The sequence below is a fragment of the Variovorax sp. PAMC28562 genome (genome assembly GCF_014303735.1).
Lineage (GTDB): Bacteria > Pseudomonadota > Gammaproteobacteria > Burkholderiales > Burkholderiaceae_C > Variovorax.
In genome coordinates this window covers 2,619,842-2,640,502 of record NZ_CP060296.1, presented here as the reverse complement: position 1 = coordinate 2,640,502, position 20,661 = coordinate 2,619,842, and the positions used below count along the sequence as shown (strand labels likewise).

Genomic DNA, 20,661 nt, shown 5'->3' with positions numbered 1-20,661 from the left:
CGCTTGGAAAGACAACTGGCACCCTGCCGCGACAAGAACGGAGATAACCCTGTGGCCCGACCCATGCATCCGTTGAAGCACATCGAGGCCGGAGTACTCGATATCGCCTACTTCGAAACCGGCGCTGCCGACGGACCGCCAGTGTTCCTGATGCACGGCTTTCCGTACGACATCCACACTTACGCCGAGGTCGCACCGATGCTGGCTGAGGCAGGTTGCCGCGTGATCGTTCCGTACCTGCGCGGCTACGGCGCCACGCGCTTTCTCGATGCGGCGACACCGCGATCGGGTGAGCAAGCCGCGTTAGGCGCCGACCTGCTGGCGCTGATGAACGCGTTGCACATTCCACGCGCCGTGCTCGCTGGCTACGACTGGGGCGGCCGCGCTGCGTGCGTCGTCGCGGCGCTGTGGCCCGAGCGTTGCGCCGGCCTCGTTTCCTTCAACAGCTACAACATCCAGAACATTGACAAAGGCATGGAGCCGGAGAAAGCGGAGAACGAACATCGGTATTGGTACCAGTACTACTTTCACAACGAGCGCGGTCGTGCCGGGCTCGAAAAAGACCGGCGCGGCATCACACGGCTGTTGTGGAAGCTCTGGTCGCCGACCTGGACCTTCGACGATGCGACCTTCGAGCGCAGCGCGGCCGCGTTCGACCATCCTGATTTCGTCGACGTCGTGGTCCACTCGTATCGGCATCGCTTCGGCCTGGTGCCGGGCGATCCGGCTTACGACTACATCGAGCGCCAACTCGCAGCGCAGCCTCCGATCGCGGTGCCGACCATCACCTTCGACGGCATCGACGATGGCGTGCGTGAGCCCGCCGATGCTTCGGCGCACGCCGCCAAATTCACCGGTCAGCGCTCGCACCGATTGGTGCGGGGCGTCGGCCACAACATGCCGCAAGAGGCGCCGCGCTTGTTCGCCGATGCGGTACTCGAACTGACGCCCAACCTCCATTCATGAACGACTCGATCCACTCTGCTTCATCGCTGCGCAACCTGTCCGAACACCGCTGCTTCGGCGGCACACAGCGCTTCCACGAACACGCATCGGCAGAAATCGGCTTGGCGATGCGTTTCTCGATCTTCCTGCCGCCGCATTCGAACCACGGCAAGGTGCCCGCGGTGATGTACCTCGCCGGCCTCACCTGCAATGAAGAAACATTCATGGTCAAGGCCGGCGCGCAGCGCATGGCAGCTGAACTCGGCATCGCATTGATCGCGCCCGACACCAGCCCGCGTGGCGCCAACGTCGAAGGTGATAGTGCAAGCTGGGACTTCGGCGTGGGCGCCGGCTTCTATCTCGATGCGACCGAAGCACCTTGGTCTACGCACTGGCGCATGGAGAGCTACCTCATCAACGAGCTGCTTCCACTCATCACCCTGACGCAGCCGATCGACGGCGAGCGCATCGGCATCTTCGGCCACTCGATGGGCGGCCATGGCGCACTCACGCTGGCATTGCGGCATCCGGGCGTGTTCAAGTCGCTGTCGGCGCTGGCACCGATCTGCGCGCCGAGCCGTTGCCCATGGGGCGAAAAGGCTTTTACCGGCTATCTCGGCAGCAGCCGCGAGACATGGTCTTCACACGACGCTACCGAGCTGATGGAAGCGTTGGCCGGCGCAGAAGAGAAGGCGCCCTACCCGGACGGCATCCTGATCGACCAGGGCCTGGTCGACAAATTCCTGACTGATCAATTGCATCCGCACCTGTTCGAAGCCGCATGCGCCGATGCCGGGCAGCCGCTCGACCTGCGCCGCCACGAAGGCTACGACCATGGCTACTACTTCATTCAAAGCTTCATCGAAGACCACCTCGCGCACCACGCACGCAGCTTGCGGGCCTGAGCCGATTTGCTCTGACGCCACCCATGTCCACCTCAGAGACACCCACGCTCCGTCTTCGACCGCGCGACTACGCACCGGGTGAAAACGCAGTGCTCGCCGGCATCTGGCGGCGCGCGTGGATCTCGGCACAGCGTGGCGAAAAGACGGTGGCGCCGATCGGGCTTTGGCTGTCTCGCGTACAGGCCGAGTTCGTGCCGCCGGCCGATGTGCTGCTCGCCGAGCGCGACGAACAGATCGTCGGCTTCATGATGGTGCTTGCGCAGCGCAACTATGTGGCGCAACTGTTCATCGAGCCGCACCTGCAACGCGAAGGGCTGGGCCAGTCGCTGCTCGATGAAGCATGCGTGCGCATGCCGACAGGCTGGAGGCTGCACGTCGCCACGGCCAACATCGCGGCGCAACGTTTTTACGAGCGCTACGGACTGGAGCGCGGCGTGGTCGACCGGCATCCCTCCAACGGCCGCGAGCGCGTGACCTACCACTGGGCACCGCGCATTGGGCGCTCGATGAACCGGCCATGAACAGACCATGAGCGGTCTCGCCGAAAGCCTGCCCGAAGTGTTCGAAAAGCTCGGCCGCGTCCAGGCGCGCCGCATGTTTCGCTGGGGGAGGCTCGCATGGGAGGCGGCCGTACGATCGGGCAAGCCATGCCGTATGAAATCAGCGCAGCCCCCGCCAAAGAAAAAGAAAGCACCCGCCCGTTGAACGACGCCCAACACCCTCCCGTCCTGCCGATCTCGGAGCTGCCCGAGCGCGAGCAGATCGCGCTACTGGCGCCGTTCGACGGACTCGACCTGCAAGACATCGTGGTGGTCGGAACGGTGGACGATGCGGCCCGCGCAGCAGCAGATTTGCTGGCCGCGCGCATCGTCGGATTCGATACTGAATCCAAGCCCACCTTCGCCAAGAACGAAGTCAACACCGGCCCCCACCTCGTCCAGTTCTCGACGATGACGACTGCCTATCTGTTCCAGTTGCATCGCACCGATTGCATCCCGACCATGCAGATGCTCATCGACTCAACGGCGTTGCTGAAGGTCGGGTTCGGCCTGTCGACGGATCTCACACTGATCCGCAATCGCCTCGGCACCGAGCCGCGAGCAGTGTTCGACATCGACAACGAATTTCGACGGCGCGGGTATAGGAAATCGGTTGGCGTGAAGACAGCCGTCGCGCTGGTGTTCGACCGACGCTTCATGAAGTCGCGCAAGGCGACGACGTCGAACTGGGCGAACAAGCAACTGACCGACTCGCAGATTCGCTACGCTGCGAACGACGCGTATGCATCGATCCGTGTGTACGACGCGCTGGGCTTGCGAGAGCGCCCGTGACGGTGGCGGCGACGATGACGGTGCGATCGATGAAACGTTGCATGTCATGTGCTCTTGCGCATTGCGACGACTGACAAGGCCGCAAGCATTGCGCAGCGCATCGGCGTCCTATGTCAGCCATGCGCCGTTGCGGCGGCAGTGCGCGCTTTCTGCATGCGCGGCAAAATGGCCGACAGAACACCAACCGCCGAGCACCCTCCGTGCCCCGCATGAAAGACACCATGAGCAGCAGCATCTCCGCGGAAATCAAGAAGAGCGATTTCGGTTTGATCGGCCTGGCCGTGATGGGCCAGAACCTGGTGCTGAACGTCGAGAGCCGCGGTTTTCAGGTCAGCGTGTTCAACCGCACGACCGACAAGACCGACGAGTTCGTCGCGAAGAATCCGGGGAAGAAGCTGGTCGGCTGCGACACGCTAGAAGCTTTCGTGCAGAGCCTCGCGCTGCCGCGCAAGATTCAGATCATGGTAAAGGCTGGTGCGCCGGTCGACCAGGTGATCGAGCAGCTCATTCCTTTGCTCGCCAAGGACGACATCGTCATCGATGGGGGCAATAGCCTCTACACCGACACCGAGCGGCGCGATGCCTACCTGGCCAGCAAAGGCCTGCGCTTTATCGGCGCGGGCGTATCGGGTGGTGAAGAAGGCGCGCGCAAGGGCCCGGCCATCATGCCCGGCGGCCCCGCGTCGACTTGGGAAGTGATGAAGCCGATCTTCGAGAGCATCGCAGCCAAGGTCGACGGCGAGCCTTGCGTGATCCACATCGGCCCCGGCGGCGCCGGCCACTACGTGAAGATGATCCACAACGGCATCGAGTACGGCGACATGCAGCTGATCTGCGAGGCGTACAGCCTGTTCAAGGCGGCCGGCTTCACCACCGACGAGATGGCTGCGATCTTCACCGAGTGGAACGAAGGCGACCTGCAGAGCTACCTGATCCAGATCACCGGCAAGGCGCTCGAACAGAAAGACCCGGAGACCGGCAACGCACTCGTGGACATGATCCTGGACAAGGCCGGGCAAAAAGGCACTGGCCAATGGACGCTCATCAACGCCGCAGAGCAGGCGATCGTCATCAGCACCATCAACGCTGCCGTCGAGGCGCGCGTGCTGTCGTCGCAGAAAAAGCAGCGCGTGGTGGCGAGCAAGCTTTTGCAAGGGCCGAAGCCGGCCTTCAGCATCGAGAAGAAGGCGCTGGTCGACAAGGTGCACGACGCGCTCTATGCGTCGAAAGTCGTGAGCTATACGCAGGGCTTCGACCTCATCAAGACGATGGGCGAGAAGAAACAATGGGGGCTCGACCTCGGTGGCATCGCATCCATCTGGCGCGGCGGCTGCATCATTCGCGCGCGATTTTTAAACCGCATCACCGACGCCTATCGCACCGACAAGGCGCTCACCAATCTGATGCTCGACCCCTTCTTCAAGGACCTGCTCAACAGCACGCAGCAGAACTGGCGCGAAGTGGTTGCAATGGCGGTGAGCAACGGCATTCCGGTACCGGCCTTCAGCGCGTCGCTGGCGTACTACGACAGCTACCGCGCCGAGCGTTTGCCGGCAAATTTACTGCAGGCGCAGCGCGACTTTTTCGGGGCTCATACCTACGAGCGCGTCGACAAGCCCGAAGGCCAGTTCTTCCACACCGCCTGGCCTGAAGTCATCGGCTGAGCCCAGCGAACGCGTGTTACCGCGATACCAAAGCGTCAGTCAACGCGTCACGGCAATGACCCAGCCTTTCAGCCGCTACCCCGCCCATCTGGTCGAGGACTGGCAGCTGAAAGATGGAACGCCAGTGCGCATCCGACCGATCCGGGCCGACGATCTGGCCATGCACACGCACTTCGTGCACGGCCTGTTACCGCACACCGGCTATGCGCGGCTGCTGTCTCCACGCATGCCGCAAGAGGCCGAGCTGCGGCACATGACCGACATCGACTACGGGCGCGAGTTGGCATTGATCGCCACGACGCCCGTCAATGGTCACGAGCATCAGATCGGTGTAGTGCGTTACGTGCGCGGCGATACGCCTGAAACCAGTGACATCGCCGAGTTCGCGATCGTTGTCGGCGATGCGTGGCAGCGCCGTGGACTGGCCGAGAAACTGTTGCAACGCCTGATCGATGCGGCGCGCAGCGCGGGTGTCAGCACGTTGGACGACATCACGCTCTACGACAACCGCGGCATGCTGATGCTGGCGCGCAAGCTGGGATTCACGCTGCAGCGCGATGCGGGCAACCCCAACGTGACGAAGCTGCGGCTGTCACTGACGGCATGACTTAGAACAGATCGCCCTGACCCGCCACACCCGGCGGCCGGAACGCCGACAGATCGAGCTCGACGCGTTGCCGATTGAAGCCGATGCGGTTCGTCGCCTTCTCGAAGCGCTGGCGAATCAGGTCGGCCCACAAGCCAGTGCCTTTCATGCGCGTCGCGAAGTCGGCGTCGTAGTCCTTGCCGCCGCGCATCTCGCGAATGCGCGCCATGACGCGCGCGGCACGGTCCGGGTAATGCACTTCGAGCCATTGTTTGAAGAGCGGCGCGACTTCCCACGGCAACCGAATCACTGTGTAGAACGCGCTGCGTGCGCCCGCCTCCCAAGCGGCTTCGAGCACGTGCTCCATGTCTTCGTTGATGAACGGGATCTGCGGCGCAACGCTCACGCCCACCGGCACGCCGGCATCGACCAAGGTCTTGATGGTGCGTAACCGCCGGTGCGGTGCGGCGGCACGCGGCTCGAGCTTGCGCGACAGTTCGCCATCGAGCGTCGTCACTGTGATGTACACCGCGGCCAGCCGATCGGCGGCCATCGGCGCGATCAAATCCAGGTCCTGCTCGACCGCGCTCGACTTGGTGACAAGACCGAACGGATGCCGCGTTTCCTTGAACACTTCGATGACCGAGCGCGTCAGCCGAAGTTCGCGCTCTATCGGCTGATAGCAATCGGTGGCGGTACCGATCGCGATGTGGCTCGGCTTGTAGCTCTTGCGGCCAAGTTCCGCGCGCAACACCTCTGCGATGTTGCGCTTGGCGATGAGTTTGGTTTCGAAGTCGAGTCCCGGCGACAGGTTGAGGTAACTGTGCGTCGGTCGTGCGAAGCAATAGATGCAGCCGTGCTCGCAACCCCGGTACGGATTGATGGAGCGATCGAACGGAATGTCCGGCGAGTCGTTCTGGTTGATGACCGACTTGACGTCTTCGAAGCGCACCTCGGTCTCGATGCGGGCCGGCGGCTCGCCATACTCTTCGTCGAGCGTCCCCCAGCCGTCGTCCCAGGCCTCGCGGGTTTCGCGCTCGAAACGGTGGGCAAGGCGGCTGGCGGCGCCGCGGCCTTTGAGGGCGGAGAGGGGAATGAAGGCTTCGGACACGATGACTTGAATACTGTTGTTTCATCCAGTATTCCATCAGCGCGCTTCCAGCGCAACCGGGTCGTGACCCCGGCGTTCAATAGATCAGAACTCGGCGTCCAGCTCGTCGATTTCTTCGGGTTCGAGCTTGGCGTCGGCCACCCACTCTTTCATCGCGGGCAGCTCCATCACGCGCTTGCAATACGACATGCAGGCACTGTCGAGCGGCACGTCGTAGCTCAAAAAACGCGTGACGACCGGCGCGTACATGGCGTCGGCGATGCACGGCTGCTTGCCGAAGAGAAACGGACCGCCATAAGACTTGAAGCACTCTCGCCAGATCGCGACCACGCGGTCGATGTCCGACTGCGCCCGCGACCACACCTTGAAGCCTTTGAAATGGGCCTTGATGTTCATCGGCAACGCGCCGCGCATCGAGGCGAAGCCAGAGTGCATTTCGCCGCAGATGGCGCGGCAGTGGGCGCGCGCCGAAGCGTCGGCAGGCAGCAGGCCGGCCTTGGGCTTGATCTCGTTCAAGTACTCGCCGATGGCCAGCGTGTCCCATACCTTGATGCCGCCATGTTGCAACGAAGGCACCAGCATCGAAGACGAGAGCAGCAGCATCTCTGCCTTCATCGCAGGATCGTCCGGCGGGATGATCGTCTCGCTGAAATCGAGCCCGGCAAACTTGCACATGAGCCAGCCACGCAGAGACCATGCGCCGTAGTTTTTGCTGCTGATCGTGAGAACGGGTTTGGCCATGCGATGACACTCCTTGGGACTGTAGGACTTCGTTCTGCAAGGCCCATGCCACCACCGCATGGCCCGCAACTTGCCTGCAGCAGCGTCATGCTCTACCGGCTCTATCAAACCCAGGCCGACATGATGTCGCCCGCCCGCCTCTTCGCCCAGTTCACTGGGAGCGCGCTGTGGCAAGACGGCTCCGAGCGAACCATGGCCCGCAAGATGGCCGCCAAGCTCGAAGTCTTTTCGCGCATGCGCCTCACGCATTCGCGGCCCGACTACAACATCAAGAGCGTGCTGGTCGACGGCGTCGAAACGGCGGTGACCGAAGAAAAAACGATGGTCGCGGACTTCGGCACGCTGCTGCACTTTCGCAAGGACACGAAAGCGGTGCACCCGCCTGTGTTGCTGGCCGCACCGTTGTCGGGCCATTTCGCGACGCTGCTGCGCGAAACCGTGCGCACCCTGCTGCGCGACCACGACGTGTACATCACCGACTGGCACAACGCCCGCGATGTGCCGCTGTACAAAGGCGGCTTCGGCCTCGACGAATACACGCTGCAGTTGATGAGCTTCATGGAAGCCATCGGTCCTGGCGCGCACATGGTGGCGGTGTGCCAGCCTTGCGTAGCCGCGCTCGCCGCTACGGCACTGATGTCGGAAGACGACAACCCCGCCACGCCGCGCAGTTTGACGCTCATGGCCGGCCCGGTCGATTGCCGCATCAACCCGACGGGCGTGAACACACTGGCCATCAGCAAGCCGATCAAGTGGTTCAAGGACAACCTCATCAGCCGCGTTCCGTTTCCGCACCCCGGCATGGGGCGCAAGGTGTACCCCGGCTTTCTGCAGCTGTCGGCCTTCATGAGCATGAACCCGGAGCGGCACAAGAAGCAGTTCGAAGATCTGTACACCCATCTGGTCGAAGGCGAGACCGAGAAGGCCGAAGCCATTCGCAATTTCTACGACGAGTATCTGGCGGTCAACGACCTGGCGGCAGAGTTCTATCTGGAGACGGTCGAGCGGGTGTTCCAGACCTACGACCTGCCGCGTGGCGAGCTCACCGTGGGCGATCGCAAGGTGAACCCCGCCGCCATCCGCAAGACGGCGTTGATCACGGTCGAAGGCGAGAGGGACGACATCTGCGCGGTCGGCCAGACAGTGGCTGCGCAGGACCTGTGCACCGGCGTTCGACCTTATCTACGGACTCACCATTTGCAGGCCGGCGTCGGGCACTACGGCGTGTTCAGTGGCAGCAAGTGGAATGCGCAGATTTATCCACGCGTGCGCGAGGCGATTCACGCGGCGGCCGACCTGCACTGAACCGACTCCCGCTGAGCCGAATCGATCGGCTCAGTTGCCCGGTTCTTCTTCCGTGGGCCAGTCGCGGATGTAGGCCTTCAGCATCTTGTTCTCAAAATTCTGGCTGTCGACCACCGCCTTGGCGACGTCGTAGAAACTGATCACGCCCATCAACACGCGTTTGTCCATGACGGGCATGTAGCGCGCGTGGCGCTCCAGCATGATGCGGCGGATTTCATCGAGGTCGGTCTCGACGGTGCAAGTGACGGGCGCATCGTCCATCGCCCGGCGAACTTGGCCGCCAACCTGGCCGCCATTGCTGACGATCGCCAGGATGACTTCGCGAAACGTGAGCATGCCGACGAGGTCACCGTGCTCCATGACGACGAGCGAGCCGATGTCTTTCTCCGCCATGACCGAAACCGCGGTCGACAGGGGCTCATCGGGCGTAACGGTAAAGAGGGTGCTGCCCTTGACGCGCAGGATGTCGCTGACCTTCATCTTGATGCTCCTCGGCTCGGCGGAATGCCAAATTGAATATAGCCCACAATGACCGGCGATCAACAAGATCGGCCTCGCGTTTTTGCCCAAGGAGACCCATGCCCGGCTATTCAGACCCCGGTTTCGACACGCTCGCGCTGCACGCCGGCGCGTCGCCCGACCCCGCCACCGGTGCCCGCGCGACGCCGATCCATCTCACCACTTCGTTCGTCTTCGAGTCGAGCGACCATGCGGCCGCGCTCTTTAACCTGGAGCGCGCGGGCCATGTCTACTCGCGTATCAGCAACCCGACCAACGCGGTGCTCGAACAGCGCGTCGCGGCACTCGAAGGCGGCATCGGCGCCATCGCCACGGCCAGCGGACAGGCTGCGCTGCACCTGAGCATCGCGACGCTGATGGGCGCGGGCTCGCACATCGTCGCGAGCACGGCCCTCTATGGCGGCTCGCAGAACCTTTTGCACTACACGATGCGACGCTTCGGCATCGAGACGACCTTCGTGAAGCCGGGAGATTTCGACGGCTGGCGGGCCGCGATCCGTCCCGAGACCAAGCTGCTCTTCGGCGAAACCGTGGGCAACCCCGGCCTAGATGTGCTCGACATTCCGACCGTGAGCGACATCGCGCACGCGGCCGGCGTGCCGCTGCTGGTCGACTCCACGCTGACGTCTCCGTACCTCATCAAACCCTTTGATTGGGGCGCCGATCTGGTCTACCACTCGGCCACGAAATTCCTTTCGGGGCACGGCACCGTGATCGGCGGCGTGGTGGTCGATGGTGGCAGTTTCGACTGGGAACGATCGGGCAAGTTCGCAGAGCTGACCGAGGCCTACGACGGCTTTCACAACATGGTCTTCAGCGAGGAAAGCACCGTCGGCGCCTTTTTGCTGCGGGCCCGCCGCGAGGGCCTGCGCGACTTCGGTGCATCGATGAGCCCGCACACCGCATGGCTCATCCTGCAAGGCATCGAGACATTGCCGCTGCGGATGGAGCGGCACATCGACAACACGCAGAAGGTGGTCGAATTTCTGGCAGCGCACCCGTTCGTGTCACGTGTCGGCCATCCGCTTATCGAATCGCATCCGAGTCATGCGCTGGCGAAAAAGCTGTTGCGGCACGGCGCCAAGGGGGCCGGTGCAGTCTTCAGCTTCGACATCAAGGGCAGTCGCGAGCAGGGCAAGACTTTCATCGAAGCGCTGAAGCTCTTCAGTCATTTGGCCAACGTGGGTGACTGTCGCAGTCTGGTGATTCATCCGGCGAGCACCACGCACTTCCGGATGACCGACGAGGCGCTGGCGGGTGCGGGGATTTCTCAAGGGACGATCCGGCTGTCGATCGGGCTGGAAGACCCGGCTGACCTGATCGACGATTTGAAGCGGGCTTTGAAGGCAGCTGAAAAGGCGGGGGCCTGATGTGAACTACACAGTCAACGGCCACACCACGTACGCCTACACCGGCGGCAAGCCCTTCGATGCGGCCAAGCCGACGGTCGTCTTCATCCACGGCGTGCTCAACGACCACAGCGTCTGGATTCTTCAGAGCCGTTACTTTGCCAACCATGGCTGGAACGTACTGGCCATCGACTTGCCCGGACATTGCCGCAGCGCCGGCGCGCCGCCAGCGAGCGTCGAAGAGGCCGCGCAATTCATCGTTGCTCTACTCGACGCAGTTGGCATAGAGAAAGCCGCGCTGGTCGGCCACAGCTTCGGTTCACTGATCGCGCTCGAAGCGGCTGCCCGCGCACCGACCCGCGTAACGCACCTTGCGATGGTGGGTACGGCCTACCCGATGGTCGTGTCACCGGCACTGCTCGAAAGCTCGCTCAACCAGCCGCTGCGCGCGATCGACATGGTCAACAACTTCTCGCATTCGATGTTGGCACCGCCGCCCTCCTCACTCGGCCCCGGTACCTGGCTCTACGGCAGCTCGCGCGCGCTGATGCGCCGGGTTCTGTCGAGCAACCGCGACGTCAACGTCTTCCACGTCGGCTTCAAGGCGTGCAACGACTACGCGGGCGGTGAGTCGGCGATTTCGGCGGTGCGATGCCCTGTCCTGTTCCTGCTTGGCGATGCGGACCAGATGACGCAGCCGCGCGCCACCAAGACGCTGACGAGCAAGGTGCCGAATGCCAAGGTGGTGATGGTGCACGCAGGCCACGCGCTGATGAGCGAGGCGCCGGACGATGTGCTGTTCGCGTTGCGGGATTTTTTGCGCGGTTGACCGGTTCAAGCTCGGGGCATCGGCACCTTCACGGTGTACCCACCGAAAAAATCGCCGGCGAGGCTTCGAGTGCCTTCAGCAGCGCGGTCACCTCCGGTGCCGCGGGTTGGGGCGATTGCAACGCAGACAACAACCGGCTCAACGTTTCGGCGTGCGGCAACAACGGGCCGGCAAAACGCGTGCCGTCTGCACCAGCGACCAGCAGCGTCGGAAAAGTCTCGACATCGAAATCGTCGGCGATGTCGGCGTGGTCTTCGATGTCGACCCACGCAAATCGGAGCCCCGGATGAGCACGCGCGACCTGCTCGAACAGCGGCCGGTATTCGCGACACGCGCCGCACCATTCGGCGCATAAGCAGACGACCCACGGCACGCTGGCAATGGCCGGCGCCTGCGCAGGCGCGCCAGGCATGGCGAGCACGGCAGGGTCGTGGAGTGCGTCAGGCGAAGCGGTCACGCGGGGGGAGCTTGGCAATCTCGGGTTTGACAGGCAATGCGTTCGTCAAAACATCTCGCAATCGCAGCGAACGCAGCGGCCCTTTTTGCCACAGATTTTCCAGTGGCGCAGCACTCGGCATCAAAAGCTCCACGAGCAAGGGCTCGAGCGGCGTGGCTGGGTCGGCCAGCAGGATGTAGCGCGCATCGCCACTGTCGAGTTCTTCGGCGATCGGCGCGATCCAGTCGAGTGCGACCAACGTTTCCAGCACAGGCGCCAACTGAAGCGCATCGACCTTCATCATCGCGACCAGTGCTTCGGCGCTCAGCCCGCGCCGTGCCATGCCTTGCGCGCGCGCTAGATGCTGCAGCGTTTCGACGGCGAGCTGCAGCGGCCAGCCGGCCGTATTGCCGCGCCGCGAGACGCCGGCGATCAGACTCGGCAAGTAGGCCGCGATCACCGCGCCAAGCAGCACGATGACCCATGCAACGTAGATCCACACGAGCAGGATCGGCAAGGTCGCGAAGGCGCCGTACACCATCGAATAGCTCGGCACCAATCGCAGGTAGTAGCCGAGCACGCGCTTGGCGATTTCGATGGCGGCCGCCACGAAGAAGCCGCCGACCCAAGCGTGCGACCAGCGCACGTTGGTGTTGGGCACGTAGTGATAGAGCGACGCGATGCCGGCGGCCAGCAAGACGAATTCGAAGGTGTCGAACAGCAGCTTGAGGATGCCGCCACTGTCCCCGACGACTCCACGCGAAGCCGCGAAGACATACGACGTCGTCGACAGGCTGATGGCGAGGATCAGCGGCCCCAACGTGATGGCCGCCCAATAGATCAGCACCCGCTGAGCGAACGGTCTTGGCGACCGCACGCGCCAGATGTTGTTGAGCGTCTTGTCGATCGTCAGGAAGAGAGCGATGGCCGTGACCAGCAGCACGAGCAGCCCGGCGATGCCGAGCCCGCTGGCCTTGCTGGAGAACTGATTGAGATAGCCCAGCACCTGTCGCGCGATGTTGTCCGGGATCAGGCTCTGGATGAACCAGCGCTGCAGGCGTCCCTGCAGAGTCGAGAACATTGGAAAAACGGTGAAGAGCGCCAGCGCAACGGTAAAGAACGGGACCATCGCGATGGTCGTGGTGAAGGTCAGGCTGCTTGCGGTGAGCCCCAGCCGGTCTTCGCGAAAGCGCTCACCCAGCACCGCGGCGGTGTTGCGCCACGGAAAGCGGGCAAAGCCTTTCCAGAGCTGCTGTCGATCCATGGTCGGTATCATAGGAGTGAACCCTTGCGCGGCCCGAGGAACGCCGCTGGCGCCATGCACGAGGGGACATCTCGAACATGAAAACCACCTCCCCGCAGCCCTCTTCAGCCGCCGCTTCCACTGCCGCTTCCACCGCCGCTGTTCCCGCAGCACCGGTCAGTTCCAGCGTGGTCGCAACGCGCCGGCTCGCTGTCGGCAGCCTGGTGGGACTCATCTTGCTCGGCCTTGTGTGGGAGCTGTGGCTTGCGCCGATCCGGCCTGGCGGATCGCTGCTCGCGCTCAAGGTGCTGCCGTTGGTCGTGCCACTCGCCGGGCTGCTCAAAAACCGCATGTACACCTACCGCTGGGTCAGCCTGATGATCTGGCTCTATTTCATCGAGGGCGTGGTGCGCGCCTGGAGCGACCGCAATGGCGTGGGTCAGGTACTCGCGCTGATCGAAGTCGCCCTGTGCCTCTCTCTTTTCGTGGCCTGTGCCTGGCACGTGCGCACGCGCTTGAGCCAGGCCGCCGCTCTTCGAAACGTTGGCAATCTGGAGGGTTCAGCGCCTTGACCGCACTCATCGAACAACTGCGCGCCATCGTCGGCGCTGGCAACGTCCTTACAGAAGGCGACCTCACCGCATGGGTGCAAGACTGGCGCAAGCGCGAACGCGGCAAGGCGCTGGCCGTGGTCCGCCCGGCCGATACGCAGCAGGTTGCCGAAGTCGTCAAGGCCTGCGCCGCAGTCGGCACGTCGATCGTGCCTCAGGGCGGCAACACAGGCCTCGCGGTCGGGTCGACGCCTGATGGCAGCGGCACGCAGGTGGTGCTGAGCCTGCAACGCATGAACGCGATTCGCGCCACCGATGCGGCCAATCTGACGATGACAGTGGAAGCCGGTTGCATCCTGCAAACGCTGCAAGAGGCGGCCGAGAAGGCCGGTTTTCTATTCCCGCTGAGCCTCGCCGCCGAAGGCAGCTGCACCATCGGCGGCAACCTGGCGACCAACGCTGGCGGCACGCAGGTCGTGCGCTACGGCAACACGCGGGACCTCTGCCTCGGGCTTGAAGTCGTCACGCCGCAAGGCGAGATCTGGGAGGGCACCAGTGGCCTCCGCAAGGACAACACCGGCTACGACCTGCGCGATCTGATGATCGGCAGCGAAGGCACCCTCGGCATCATCACGGCCGCCACGATCAAGCTGTACCCGCTGCCCGCCGCGCGCCTCACCGCTTGGGCCGCGGTGCCGTCCCTGGAACACGCGGTGACCTTGCTCGGTCTGGCGCACAAGCACCTCGGCTCCGGCTTGACCGGCTTCGAAGTAATGGGCAAGTTCGCACTTAGCCTGGTAGCCAAGCACATGCCGCAACTGCGCGTGCCCTTCGTCGACGATGCCGCCGTGCCGTGGTGCGTACTGCTGGAAAACTCGGACAGCGAGTCCGAGGAGCATGCGCGTGCGCGCTTCGAAGCGCTGCTCGAAACGGCCTTCGAAGACGGCTGCGTGACCGATGCGGTCGTTGCCGAGAACCTGACGCAGGCGCACCAGCTCTGGCACATCCGCGAGAACATTCCGCTGGCGCAGGCCGAAGAAGGCCTGAACATCAAGCACGACATCTCGATTGCGGTGTCGCGCATTCCGGCCTTCGTGGCGGCGACCGATGCGTTGCTCCAGCGTGAGATTCCGGGTGTGCGACTGGTCAATTTTGGCCACCTCGGCGATGGCAACCTTCACTACAACGTGCAGGCGCCGATCGACGGCGATCCGAAGGCTTTTCTCAACGAGCAAGAGGGGCGGGTCAATACGCTGGTGTACGACGCGGTCGCTGAATTCGGCGGCTCGTTCTCGGCCGAGCATGGTATCGGCGGGCTCAAGGTCGACAAGCTCGAAAAGCACAAGTCGCCGGTCGCGCTCGGCATGATGCGCGCGATCAAGCGTGGGCTCGACCCGCAGAACATCTTGAATCCTGGACGTGTGATCCGCGTCTGAAGCGCTGGGCGACGAGAGGAGCCGCGCCGACCGTCCGAGGTTTCAGCCGAAATCGGTTGCGCGCAATTCGATCGATTGCCCGTGCGGTGTGCGGTCGGCCGCGTGGTCCCAGGCGTGGCGGTAGGTCGCCAACTCATCGGTCGAACTCGCGCCTTTGTCGGCGACCAAGCTTTCGAGTGCTGCCAGCCAGTGACGGTAGTAGGTATCGCCGGTGTCCGGATCGCCTGCAGCTTGCGCAGCTGCGATCTGCCGCGACAACGCGTCGGCCCACTCCATCCATGTAAACAGTCCGCGCTCGTTCAGCGCCAGTGCCATCGCGAATGCTTGCGCCTCCCACGGCTCGCGGAAGACGGGTCCGTCGGTGTCGCGCGGCAGTCCCGGAGACGACGCGAACAGATCGCTCATGCGGCCTCGTGCAAGTAGGACTCCCAGGCGTCGACCGATACGTCGGAGCCTCCCCCGTGCTCCAGCGTCTGATCGGACCAAAGCTCCGCCGCGTCGAAGACCACCGTGTAGAGCCATTGCGGCGCTTCGCCCAAACCCTGCGCATGGCTGTCGGCAAAGACATGCGTGCCGAGCACGCGGTCGATGCGGCCGCGCTTGCCGCGCACGTAGCCCGGCAAGCGGGTGTGGTGATCGACGGCCTCCGCGCGGGTGCGAACCCACTGCCCGACCGAGAAGCGCGCAGACGTTGTGGCAGGGCGCTCGGTCGGCGTGCCTTTGGCCAACGCGGCGGTGACGCTGCCAGCCTGCAATGTGCGCAACACCGGTGCGGGGTCGTGCAGCATGCGGCCTGCAGCCATCTCGTCGGAAAACAGCTGGCCGCGCTGAAGCATGAGCTTTTCAAGGGCGGCGAACCAGATGCGGTAGTAGTCGAGCTGCGGGTAGTCGGGCAGGGTTTCGCGTACTGCCCGGCTGGCGTCGATGTTCCAGCTGCTGGTTGCGCCCATCGCCAGCGTCAGGGCCAACACGCGTGGCTCCCAATCGGCATGAAAGAGTTCGCCTTCGGGCTCGGGCAGCACTGCGCCGTGACCGGCCTGTCCGCCGAGATCGGCATGGCTGACGTACGGCGTCGGTTGCGGCATCGTGCCCATTGTTGCGCCGCTCATGCCGACGATCCCGGCGCGGGGGCCTGGGTGTGCGCATGCACGAGGGCGGTGCCGATCATCGAGTCGCGCGACACCAGTGCGGCGAGTTGCGCTTCGTCCAACGCCTCTGTGCCCGCGGGCCGCTCGGGGATCACAAGGTAACGCACCTCGGCCGTCGAATCCCAAATGCGAATTCGCGTGGCCTCGGGCAACGTCACGCCAAAATCAGCCAACACGCCGCGTGGATCCTTGACGGCCCGCGCGCGGTAGGCAGCGCTTTTGTACCAGGTGGGCGGCAGGCCCAGCACCGGCCACGGATAGCAACTGCACAGCGTGCACACCACCATGTTGTGCAGGGCTGGCGTGTTCTCGACCGCGACCATGTGCTCACCCTGCCGACCGCTGTAGCCGAGCGACGCGATGGCCGCACTCGCATCGGCCCGGAGCCAGTCGCGATACGCGGGGTCGACCCACGACCGCGCCACGACGAGCGCGCCATTGCGCGGACCGATGCGGGTCTGATAGGTATCGATCAATACGTCGAGCGCTGCCGGGTCGATGTAGCCCTTTTGCGTGAGCACGGTCTCGAGAGCACGCACCCGCAAATCCATGTCGCTCAGCTCGCTGTGTTGGTGACCATGCTCATCGGTGTTTTGGCTCATCAACGGATGCTACGCCGCGAACTAGAATTTGAGTATGCCGACCTCATGTGCACCGACTTCCGCCGTCCGCCCCGCCCGCTCCCAATACGAAGACTTCATGCGCCACGTCGACACGCACGGCGTGCACAAGAGCGACCGCACGGGCACTGGCACGAAGAGCGTGTTCGGCTACCAGATGCGCTTCGACCTGAACGAAGGCTTTCCGCTGATCACGACGAAGAAGGTGCACGTCAAGTCGATCATTCAGGAACTGCTGTGGTTTCTCACCGGCTCCAGCGACAACAACTGGCTGACCGAGCGCGGCGTCACGATCTGGAACGAGTGGGCACGCGAGGACGGCGACCTCGGTCCGGTGTACGGCGTGCAGTGGCGCAGCTGGCCGACGCCCGATGGTGGCCACATCGACCAGATTGCCGACGTGATCAATACGCTCAAGACGAACCCGGACTCGCGCCGCATCATCGTGAGTGCATGGAACGTGGCCGAGCTGTCGAAGATGGCGTTGATGCCATGCCACGCCTTCTTCCAGTTCTACGTGGCACCGCCGCAAAAAGAAGGTGAGCGTGGCAAGCTGAGCTGCCAGCTCTATCAGCGCAGCGCCGACATCTTCCTGGGCGTTCCTTTCAACATCGCGAGCTACGCACTGCTCACGCACATGGTCGCGCAGCAATGCGATCTGGATGTCGGCGACTTCGTCTGGACCGGCGGCGACTGCCACATCTACAGCAACCATGCGGAACAAGTCGCGCTCCAACTAAGCCGCACGCCGCACCCGTATCCGACGCTGGTGATCAAGCGCAAGCCCGAGTCGATCTTCGACTACCAGTACGAAGACTTCGCGTTCGAAGGCTACGATCCGCACCCGGCCATCAAGGCACCGGTCGCAGTGTGATGCGCATCAACCTCATCTTCGCGCGTGCGGCCAACGGCGTCATCGGCGCGAACGGCACATTGCCTTGGCACTTGCCGGAAGACATGGCGCACTTCAAGGCGCAGACTGCCAAGGCGCCGGTGATCATGGGTCGCAAGACCTGGGACTCTCTGCCGCCCAAGTTCCGGCCGCTGCCAGGCCGCACCAACATAGTCGTGACGCGGCAGCAAGCCTGGCACGAAGAAGGCGCGCAGACCGCTGCGAGCCTTCTCGATGCGCTGAGCATCGCGGAGCAAACACAGGCAGCCGATGTATGGGTCATCGGCGGTGCGCAGATCTATGCAGAGGCGGAGCCGTTGGCGCATCGGGCGGTCGTCACCGAGATTCAGCGCGACTACGCGGGCGATGCGTATGCGCCAGAGATGGACGCGAAGTGGCACGAGGCCGCGCGTGAATCGCACACGTCGATCAACGGTCTGATCTTTGACTTTGTGACGCTCGAACGCGCTTGAGCGTCTACTGATTCCCCTGCTCGGCAACCGCTGCCGAGTCTCGCCAAACATTTCGAAATCAATTGACTCACGTCGGGAGTCAGTGCTCCAAAACCCTGATTGATTTAATTATTGATGTCAATACGATGCAGCCATAAAAGCTTGATCGTCCATGCCCTCCATACCGACCATTGCCGACATCGCCCGCCTCGCCGGCGTGGGAACGGCCACTGTCGACCGGGTCTTGAATCGCCGCGCGGGCGTCAACGCCGAGACGGTGCAACGAGTGATGCAGGTGGTCGGCGAACTGGGCACGCCGCAGCAGCCGGGACGACCGCGGCGGGGCGCCAACTTCCGGTTCGCCTATGTGCTGCCGGCCGAAGGCTCACCTTTCCTCGATCTGGTGGACAGGCAAATAGCGCAGTCGGCCGGCGAGTTCAGGCACGCGCACATCACCGAGGTCACGCACCGCATCGACGCCACCGATCCGGCCCGCTTTGCCGCCGAACTGGCGCAGGTCGGTGAGTGCGAAGGCATCGCGCTGCTGGCGCCCGACTTGCCGCCGATCAAGCTCGCCATCAACGAACTGGTTCGGTCCGGCGTGCACGTGGTCACGCTGTTCTCCGACGTGGCCGGCTCCAAGCGCGAGACCTGCATCGGTGCCGACAACCGCGCCGCCGGTCGCACGGCAGGCCTGCTGCTGGGACGCATGGCCAACGACGCGAAACGCGACACGCTGTTGCTGTCGTCGCAGGCCACGCGCCTATCGGCCGAGATAGAGCGGCGCATCGGCTTTGCGCAGGTGGTCGAAGAACGCTTCGCACGGCTGCGCATGGTGCGAACGCCCGACCTACCGGCTGACGACGACGGCGCATGCGAAGCGCTTCAACGTTTCATGAAAGACGACATCGACCCGAGTCGCATCGCTGGCATCTACAACGTCGGTTCGGGCAGCGTCGGCGTCGCACGCGCGCTGGCCGGCGCCGGGCTCACCGCAAAGGTGGGTGTCGCCAGTCATGACTTTACCGAAGAGCACAGCGCGCTGCTGAGCGCCAACGGCCTCTCCTACGTCCTGCACCAGGATATTCATTACTGCGTATCGACAGCGGCACGTGTGTTGCGCGCCCTTTGCGAAAACGTTCGCGGAGCACTCAACGTCGTGCAGCCGCGCATCGAGATCCTGACTGCCGAAAACTTTCACTGAACGGCGTCTGGTGTGTGTGCTCTTGATCCCCAACTTTTTGGAAACAGACCATGAAATCGATGTCGAAGATGCTGCCGGGGGTACTCGCCCTCGCCGCGGCGACAGCAATGGGCCTCGTCCCTGCCGCGGCGCAGGCGCAGGACAAAACGATCACGCTGTGTTGGGCCGCATGGGACCCGGCTAACGCGCTGGTTGAATTGTCGAAAGACTTTACGGCCAAGACCGGCGTGAAGATGAAGTTCGAGTTCGTGCCGTGGACCAACTTTGCCGACCGCATGCTTAACGAGCTCAATTCCAAAGGCAAGCTGTGCGACCTCATCATCGGCGACAGCCAGTGGATAGGCGGCTCGGCGGAGCAAGGTCACTACGTCAAGCTGAATGACTTCTTCGCGAAAGAAGGAATCAAGATGACCGACTTCGCGCCCGCCACGGTGGTCGGTTATGCGGAGTGGCCGAAGAACACGCCTAACTACTGGGCGCTGCCCGCCATGGCCGATGCAGTGGGCTGGACCTATCGCAAGGACTGGTTCTCCAAACCCGAGCTCCAGACCGAATTCAAGAGCAAGTTCAACCGCGATCTCGCGCCACCGAAGACCTGGACCGAGTTCAAACAGGTGTCCGAGTTCTTTCAGGGCCGCATGATCGACGGCAAGAAAGTTTATGGCGCCTACCTCTTCACCGAGCGCGGCTCCGAAGGCATCACGATGGGCGTGACCAACGTGCTCTACCCGTTCGGCTTCAAGTACGAAGACCCGAAAAAACCATACGCGATGAACGGCTTCGTCAACTCTCCGGACGCAGTGCGCGGCCTCGAGTTGTACAAGGCGCTCTACAAAGGCAGCACGCCGCCCGGGCTCAGCAACGCCTACATGGGCGAAGGCCTGGACGCGTTCAAGTCCGGCCAGGTCGCGATGATGATGAACTGGTTCGCCTTCTTCCCAGGCCTCAACAAAGACCCGAATGTCGGTGGCGACAAGATCGGCTTCTTCGTCAATCCGTCGGACAAGGGCAAAGGCGTGCAACTCGGTGGCCAGGGCATCTCGGTGGTGTCTTACTCGGCCAACAAAAACGAGTCGCTGCAATACATCAAATGGTTCGCGAGCGGCGACGTGCAGAAAAAGTGGCAGGCTATCGGCGGTGCGTCGGCGGCAAAGGCGGTGCTCGACGATCCGGCCTACCCCAAGAGCTCGCCTTACGCGCAAGCCTTCCTGGATTCGATGGGCATGGTGGTCGACTTCTGGGCCGAGCCCTCGTATGCGCAGTTGCTCCTCGCCATGCAAAAGCGCGTGCACGACTACGTGGTGGCCGACAAGGGCACCGCCAAGGAGGCGCTCGATTCGCTGGTCGTCGACTGGACGAAGGTCTTCAAGGACGACGGCAAGACGAAGTAACGC

The 20,661-nt window shown here is 63.4% G+C and carries 24 protein-coding genes; 16 read left to right on the top strand and 8 right to left on the bottom strand.

The genetic code is table 11. The features are described from left to right. Window positions 1-63 precede the first annotated feature (63 nt). From H7F36_RS12465 to H7F36_RS12440, 7 genes are all read left to right on the top strand, one after another. The gene (locus tag H7F36_RS12465) at window positions 64-966 is read left to right on the top strand and encodes an alpha/beta fold hydrolase (protein WP_187054954.1); all 903 of its coding nucleotides are present in this window, start codon (window positions 64-66) and stop codon (window positions 964-966) included. Further along, window positions 963-1,850 (top strand): S-formylglutathione hydrolase, encoded by an 888-nt coding sequence (gene fghA, locus H7F36_RS12460; RefSeq protein ID WP_315971416.1) that lies wholly within the window; start codon window positions 963-965, stop codon window positions 1,848-1,850. Before H7F36_RS12465 ends, fghA begins: the two co-directional genes overlap by 4 nt. 23 nt (window positions 1,851-1,873) lie before the next feature. Beyond that, window positions 1,874-2,371: a GNAT family N-acetyltransferase gene (locus tag H7F36_RS12455; RefSeq protein WP_187051119.1), complete on the top strand. Its 498-nt coding sequence runs from the start codon at window positions 1,874-1,876 to the stop codon at window positions 2,369-2,371. A 7-nt stretch (window positions 2,372-2,378) separates the two neighbouring features. Further along, window positions 2,379-2,555: a hypothetical protein gene (locus H7F36_RS22040; protein ID WP_222620378.1), complete on the top strand. Its 177-nt coding sequence runs from the start codon at window positions 2,379-2,381 to the stop codon at window positions 2,553-2,555. After that, window positions 2,552-3,181 (top strand): 3'-5' exonuclease, encoded by a 630-nt coding sequence (locus H7F36_RS12450; RefSeq protein ID WP_261802259.1) that lies wholly within the window; start codon window positions 2,552-2,554, stop codon window positions 3,179-3,181. Before H7F36_RS22040 ends, H7F36_RS12450 begins: the two co-directional genes overlap by 4 nt. A 245-nt stretch (window positions 3,182-3,426) precedes the next feature. After that, window positions 3,427-4,845: an NADP-dependent phosphogluconate dehydrogenase gene (gndA, locus tag H7F36_RS12445; RefSeq protein WP_410003087.1), complete on the top strand. Its 1,419-nt coding sequence runs from the start codon at window positions 3,427-3,429 to the stop codon at window positions 4,843-4,845. 55 nt (window positions 4,846-4,900) lie between these two features. Continuing rightward, window positions 4,901-5,452: a GNAT family N-acetyltransferase gene (locus H7F36_RS12440; RefSeq protein WP_187051117.1), complete on the top strand. Its 552-nt coding sequence runs from the start codon at window positions 4,901-4,903 to the stop codon at window positions 5,450-5,452. Between the two features lies 1 nt (window position 5,453). Here H7F36_RS12440 and H7F36_RS12435 read toward each other — a convergent pair whose 3' ends face one another. Together H7F36_RS12435 and H7F36_RS12430 are read right to left on the bottom strand one after the other, a co-directional pair. Then, window positions 5,454-6,542, bottom strand: coding sequence for a PA0069 family radical SAM protein (locus H7F36_RS12435; protein WP_187051116.1), 1,089 nt, complete (start codon window positions 6,540-6,542; stop codon window positions 5,454-5,456). A gap of 84 nt (window positions 6,543-6,626) precedes the next feature. Continuing rightward, entirely contained in the window at window positions 6,627-7,283 is a 657-nt protein-coding gene (locus tag H7F36_RS12430; protein ID WP_187051115.1) for a glutathione S-transferase family protein, read from the bottom strand. Between the two features lie 87 nt (window positions 7,284-7,370). Between H7F36_RS12430 and H7F36_RS12425 the strand changes: the two genes are divergently transcribed. Next, complete coding sequence (locus tag H7F36_RS12425) at window positions 7,371-8,588, top strand: polyhydroxyalkanoate depolymerase (protein ID WP_187054951.1); 1,218 nt, start codon at window positions 7,371-7,373, stop codon at window positions 8,586-8,588. Window positions 8,589-8,618: 30 nt separating this feature from the next. On the opposite strand, the gene H7F36_RS12420 is transcribed toward H7F36_RS12425, so the two are convergent. Further along, entirely contained in the window at window positions 8,619-9,068 is a 450-nt protein-coding gene (locus tag H7F36_RS12420) for a CBS domain-containing protein (protein ID WP_187051114.1), read from the bottom strand. Between the two features lie 98 nt (window positions 9,069-9,166). Here H7F36_RS12420 and H7F36_RS12415 point away from each other — a divergent pair, with 98 nt between their 5' ends. Together H7F36_RS12415 and H7F36_RS12410 are read left to right on the top strand one after the other, a co-directional pair. After that, a complete protein-coding gene (locus H7F36_RS12415; protein ID WP_187051113.1) occupies window positions 9,167-10,477 on the top strand; it encodes an O-acetylhomoserine aminocarboxypropyltransferase in 1,311 nt (436 codons plus the stop codon). A 1-nt stretch (window position 10,478) separates the two neighbouring features. After that, complete coding sequence (locus tag H7F36_RS12410) at window positions 10,479-11,285, top strand: alpha/beta fold hydrolase (protein ID WP_187051112.1); 807 nt, start codon at window positions 10,479-10,481, stop codon at window positions 11,283-11,285. Window positions 11,286-11,313: 28 nt separating this feature from the next. Here the strand turns inward: H7F36_RS12410 and H7F36_RS12405 are convergent, their stop codons facing one another. Together H7F36_RS12405 and H7F36_RS12400 are read right to left on the bottom strand one after the other, a co-directional pair. Beyond that, a complete protein-coding gene (locus H7F36_RS12405) occupies window positions 11,314-11,697 on the bottom strand; it encodes a thioredoxin family protein (RefSeq protein WP_187054950.1) in 384 nt (127 codons plus the stop codon). 28 nt (window positions 11,698-11,725) lie between these two features. Continuing rightward, window positions 11,726-12,997 carry a YihY family inner membrane protein gene (locus H7F36_RS12400; RefSeq protein ID WP_187051111.1) on the bottom strand — a complete coding sequence of 424 codons (1,272 nt, stop codon included), beginning with the start codon at window positions 12,995-12,997 and terminating at the stop codon, window positions 11,726-11,728. Between the two features lie 65 nt (window positions 12,998-13,062). On the opposite strand from H7F36_RS12400, the gene H7F36_RS12395 reads away from it, so the two are divergent. Both H7F36_RS12395 and H7F36_RS12390 read left to right on the top strand, forming a co-directional pair. Further along, window positions 13,063-13,536, top strand: a complete 474-nt coding sequence (locus H7F36_RS12395; protein ID WP_187051110.1) for a DUF2069 domain-containing protein — start codon at window positions 13,063-13,065, stop codon at window positions 13,534-13,536. After that, entirely contained in the window at window positions 13,533-14,951 is a 1,419-nt protein-coding gene (locus H7F36_RS12390; RefSeq protein ID WP_187051109.1) for an FAD-binding oxidoreductase, read from the top strand. The genes H7F36_RS12395 and H7F36_RS12390 overlap by 4 nt, the downstream gene beginning before the upstream one ends. Window positions 14,952-14,993: 42 nt before the next feature. Here H7F36_RS12390 and H7F36_RS12385 read toward each other — a convergent pair whose 3' ends face one another. Genes H7F36_RS12385 through nthA form a run of 3 tightly spaced genes read right to left on the bottom strand, consistent with a single transcriptional unit; the run spans window position 14,994 to window position 16,701 of the window. Next, window positions 14,994-15,356 carry a nitrile hydratase accessory protein gene (locus H7F36_RS12385; protein WP_187051108.1) on the bottom strand — a complete coding sequence of 121 codons (363 nt, stop codon included), beginning with the start codon at window positions 15,354-15,356 and terminating at the stop codon, window positions 14,994-14,996. Continuing rightward, a complete protein-coding gene (gene nthB, locus H7F36_RS12380) occupies window positions 15,353-16,060 on the bottom strand; it encodes a nitrile hydratase subunit beta (protein ID WP_261802258.1) in 708 nt (235 codons plus the stop codon). Before nthB ends, H7F36_RS12385 begins: the two co-directional genes overlap by 4 nt. Beyond that, window positions 16,057-16,701, bottom strand: a complete 645-nt coding sequence (gene nthA / locus H7F36_RS12375; protein ID WP_187051107.1) for a nitrile hydratase subunit alpha — start codon at window positions 16,699-16,701, stop codon at window positions 16,057-16,059. Before nthA ends, nthB begins: the two co-directional genes overlap by 4 nt. Window positions 16,702-16,735: 34 nt before the next feature. Between nthA and H7F36_RS12370 the strand changes: the two genes are divergently transcribed. The 4 genes from H7F36_RS12370 (at window position 16,736) to H7F36_RS12355 (ending at window position 20,658) form a co-directional block, all read left to right on the top strand. After that, window positions 16,736-17,593 (top strand): thymidylate synthase, encoded by an 858-nt coding sequence (locus tag H7F36_RS12370; RefSeq protein ID WP_187051106.1) that lies wholly within the window; start codon window positions 16,736-16,738, stop codon window positions 17,591-17,593. Continuing rightward, a complete protein-coding gene (locus H7F36_RS12365; protein ID WP_187051105.1) occupies window positions 17,593-18,084 on the top strand; it encodes a dihydrofolate reductase in 492 nt (163 codons plus the stop codon). Before H7F36_RS12370 ends, H7F36_RS12365 begins: the two co-directional genes overlap by 1 nt. Before the next feature lie 151 nt (window positions 18,085-18,235). Next, window positions 18,236-19,267 (top strand): LacI family DNA-binding transcriptional regulator, encoded by a 1,032-nt coding sequence (locus tag H7F36_RS12360; RefSeq protein WP_187051104.1) that lies wholly within the window; start codon window positions 18,236-18,238, stop codon window positions 19,265-19,267. A gap of 68 nt (window positions 19,268-19,335) precedes the next feature. Continuing rightward, complete coding sequence (locus tag H7F36_RS12355; protein ID WP_410003086.1) at window positions 19,336-20,658, top strand: ABC transporter substrate-binding protein; 1,323 nt, start codon at window positions 19,336-19,338, stop codon at window positions 20,656-20,658. Window positions 20,659-20,661: the final 3 nt, after the last annotated feature.

Excerpts from the sequence above, each read along its gene's own strand:
- H7F36_RS12465 (WP_187054954.1), top strand. The coding sequence starts at position 64 with ATGCATCCGTTGAAGCACATCGAGGCCGGAGTACTCGATATCGCCTAC.
- fghA (WP_315971416.1), top strand. The coding sequence starts at position 963 with ATGAACGACTCGATCCACTCTGCTTCATCGCTGCGCAACCTGTCCGAA.
- H7F36_RS12455 (WP_187051119.1), top strand. The coding sequence starts at position 1,874 with ATGTCCACCTCAGAGACACCCACGCTCCGTCTTCGACCGCGCGACTAC.
- H7F36_RS22040 (WP_222620378.1), top strand. The coding sequence starts at position 2,379 with ATGAGCGGTCTCGCCGAAAGCCTGCCCGAAGTGTTCGAAAAGCTCGGC.
- H7F36_RS12440 (WP_187051117.1), top strand. The coding sequence starts at position 4,901 with ATGACCCAGCCTTTCAGCCGCTACCCCGCCCATCTGGTCGAGGACTGG.
- H7F36_RS12430 (WP_187051115.1), bottom strand. The coding sequence starts at position 7,283 with ATGGCCAAACCCGTTCTCACGATCAGCAGCAAAAACTACGGCGCATGG.
- H7F36_RS12425 (WP_187054951.1), top strand. The coding sequence starts at position 7,371 with ATGCTCTACCGGCTCTATCAAACCCAGGCCGACATGATGTCGCCCGCC.
- H7F36_RS12420 (WP_187051114.1), bottom strand. The coding sequence starts at position 9,068 with ATGAAGGTCAGCGACATCCTGCGCGTCAAGGGCAGCACCCTCTTTACC.
- H7F36_RS12415 (WP_187051113.1), top strand. The coding sequence starts at position 9,167 with ATGCCCGGCTATTCAGACCCCGGTTTCGACACGCTCGCGCTGCACGCC.
- H7F36_RS12405 (WP_187054950.1), bottom strand. The coding sequence starts at position 11,697 with ATGCCTGGCGCGCCTGCGCAGGCGCCGGCCATTGCCAGCGTGCCGTGG.
- H7F36_RS12400 (WP_187051111.1), bottom strand. The coding sequence starts at position 12,997 with ATGATACCGACCATGGATCGACAGCAGCTCTGGAAAGGCTTTGCCCGC.
- H7F36_RS12395 (WP_187051110.1), top strand. The coding sequence starts at position 13,063 with ATGAAAACCACCTCCCCGCAGCCCTCTTCAGCCGCCGCTTCCACTGCC.
- H7F36_RS12385 (WP_187051108.1), bottom strand. The coding sequence starts at position 15,356 with ATGAGCGATCTGTTCGCGTCGTCTCCGGGACTGCCGCGCGACACCGAC.
- nthB (WP_261802258.1), bottom strand. The coding sequence starts at position 16,060 with ATGAGCGGCGCAACAATGGGCACGATGCCGCAACCGACGCCGTACGTC.
- nthA (WP_187051107.1), bottom strand. The coding sequence starts at position 16,701 with ATGAGCCAAAACACCGATGAGCATGGTCACCAACACAGCGAGCTGAGC.
- H7F36_RS12370 (WP_187051106.1), top strand. The coding sequence starts at position 16,736 with ATGCCGACCTCATGTGCACCGACTTCCGCCGTCCGCCCCGCCCGCTCC.
- H7F36_RS12365 (WP_187051105.1), top strand. The coding sequence starts at position 17,593 with ATGCGCATCAACCTCATCTTCGCGCGTGCGGCCAACGGCGTCATCGGC.
- H7F36_RS12360 (WP_187051104.1), top strand. The coding sequence starts at position 18,236 with ATGCCCTCCATACCGACCATTGCCGACATCGCCCGCCTCGCCGGCGTG.
- H7F36_RS12355 (WP_410003086.1), top strand. The coding sequence starts at position 19,336 with ATGCTGCCGGGGGTACTCGCCCTCGCCGCGGCGACAGCAATGGGCCTC.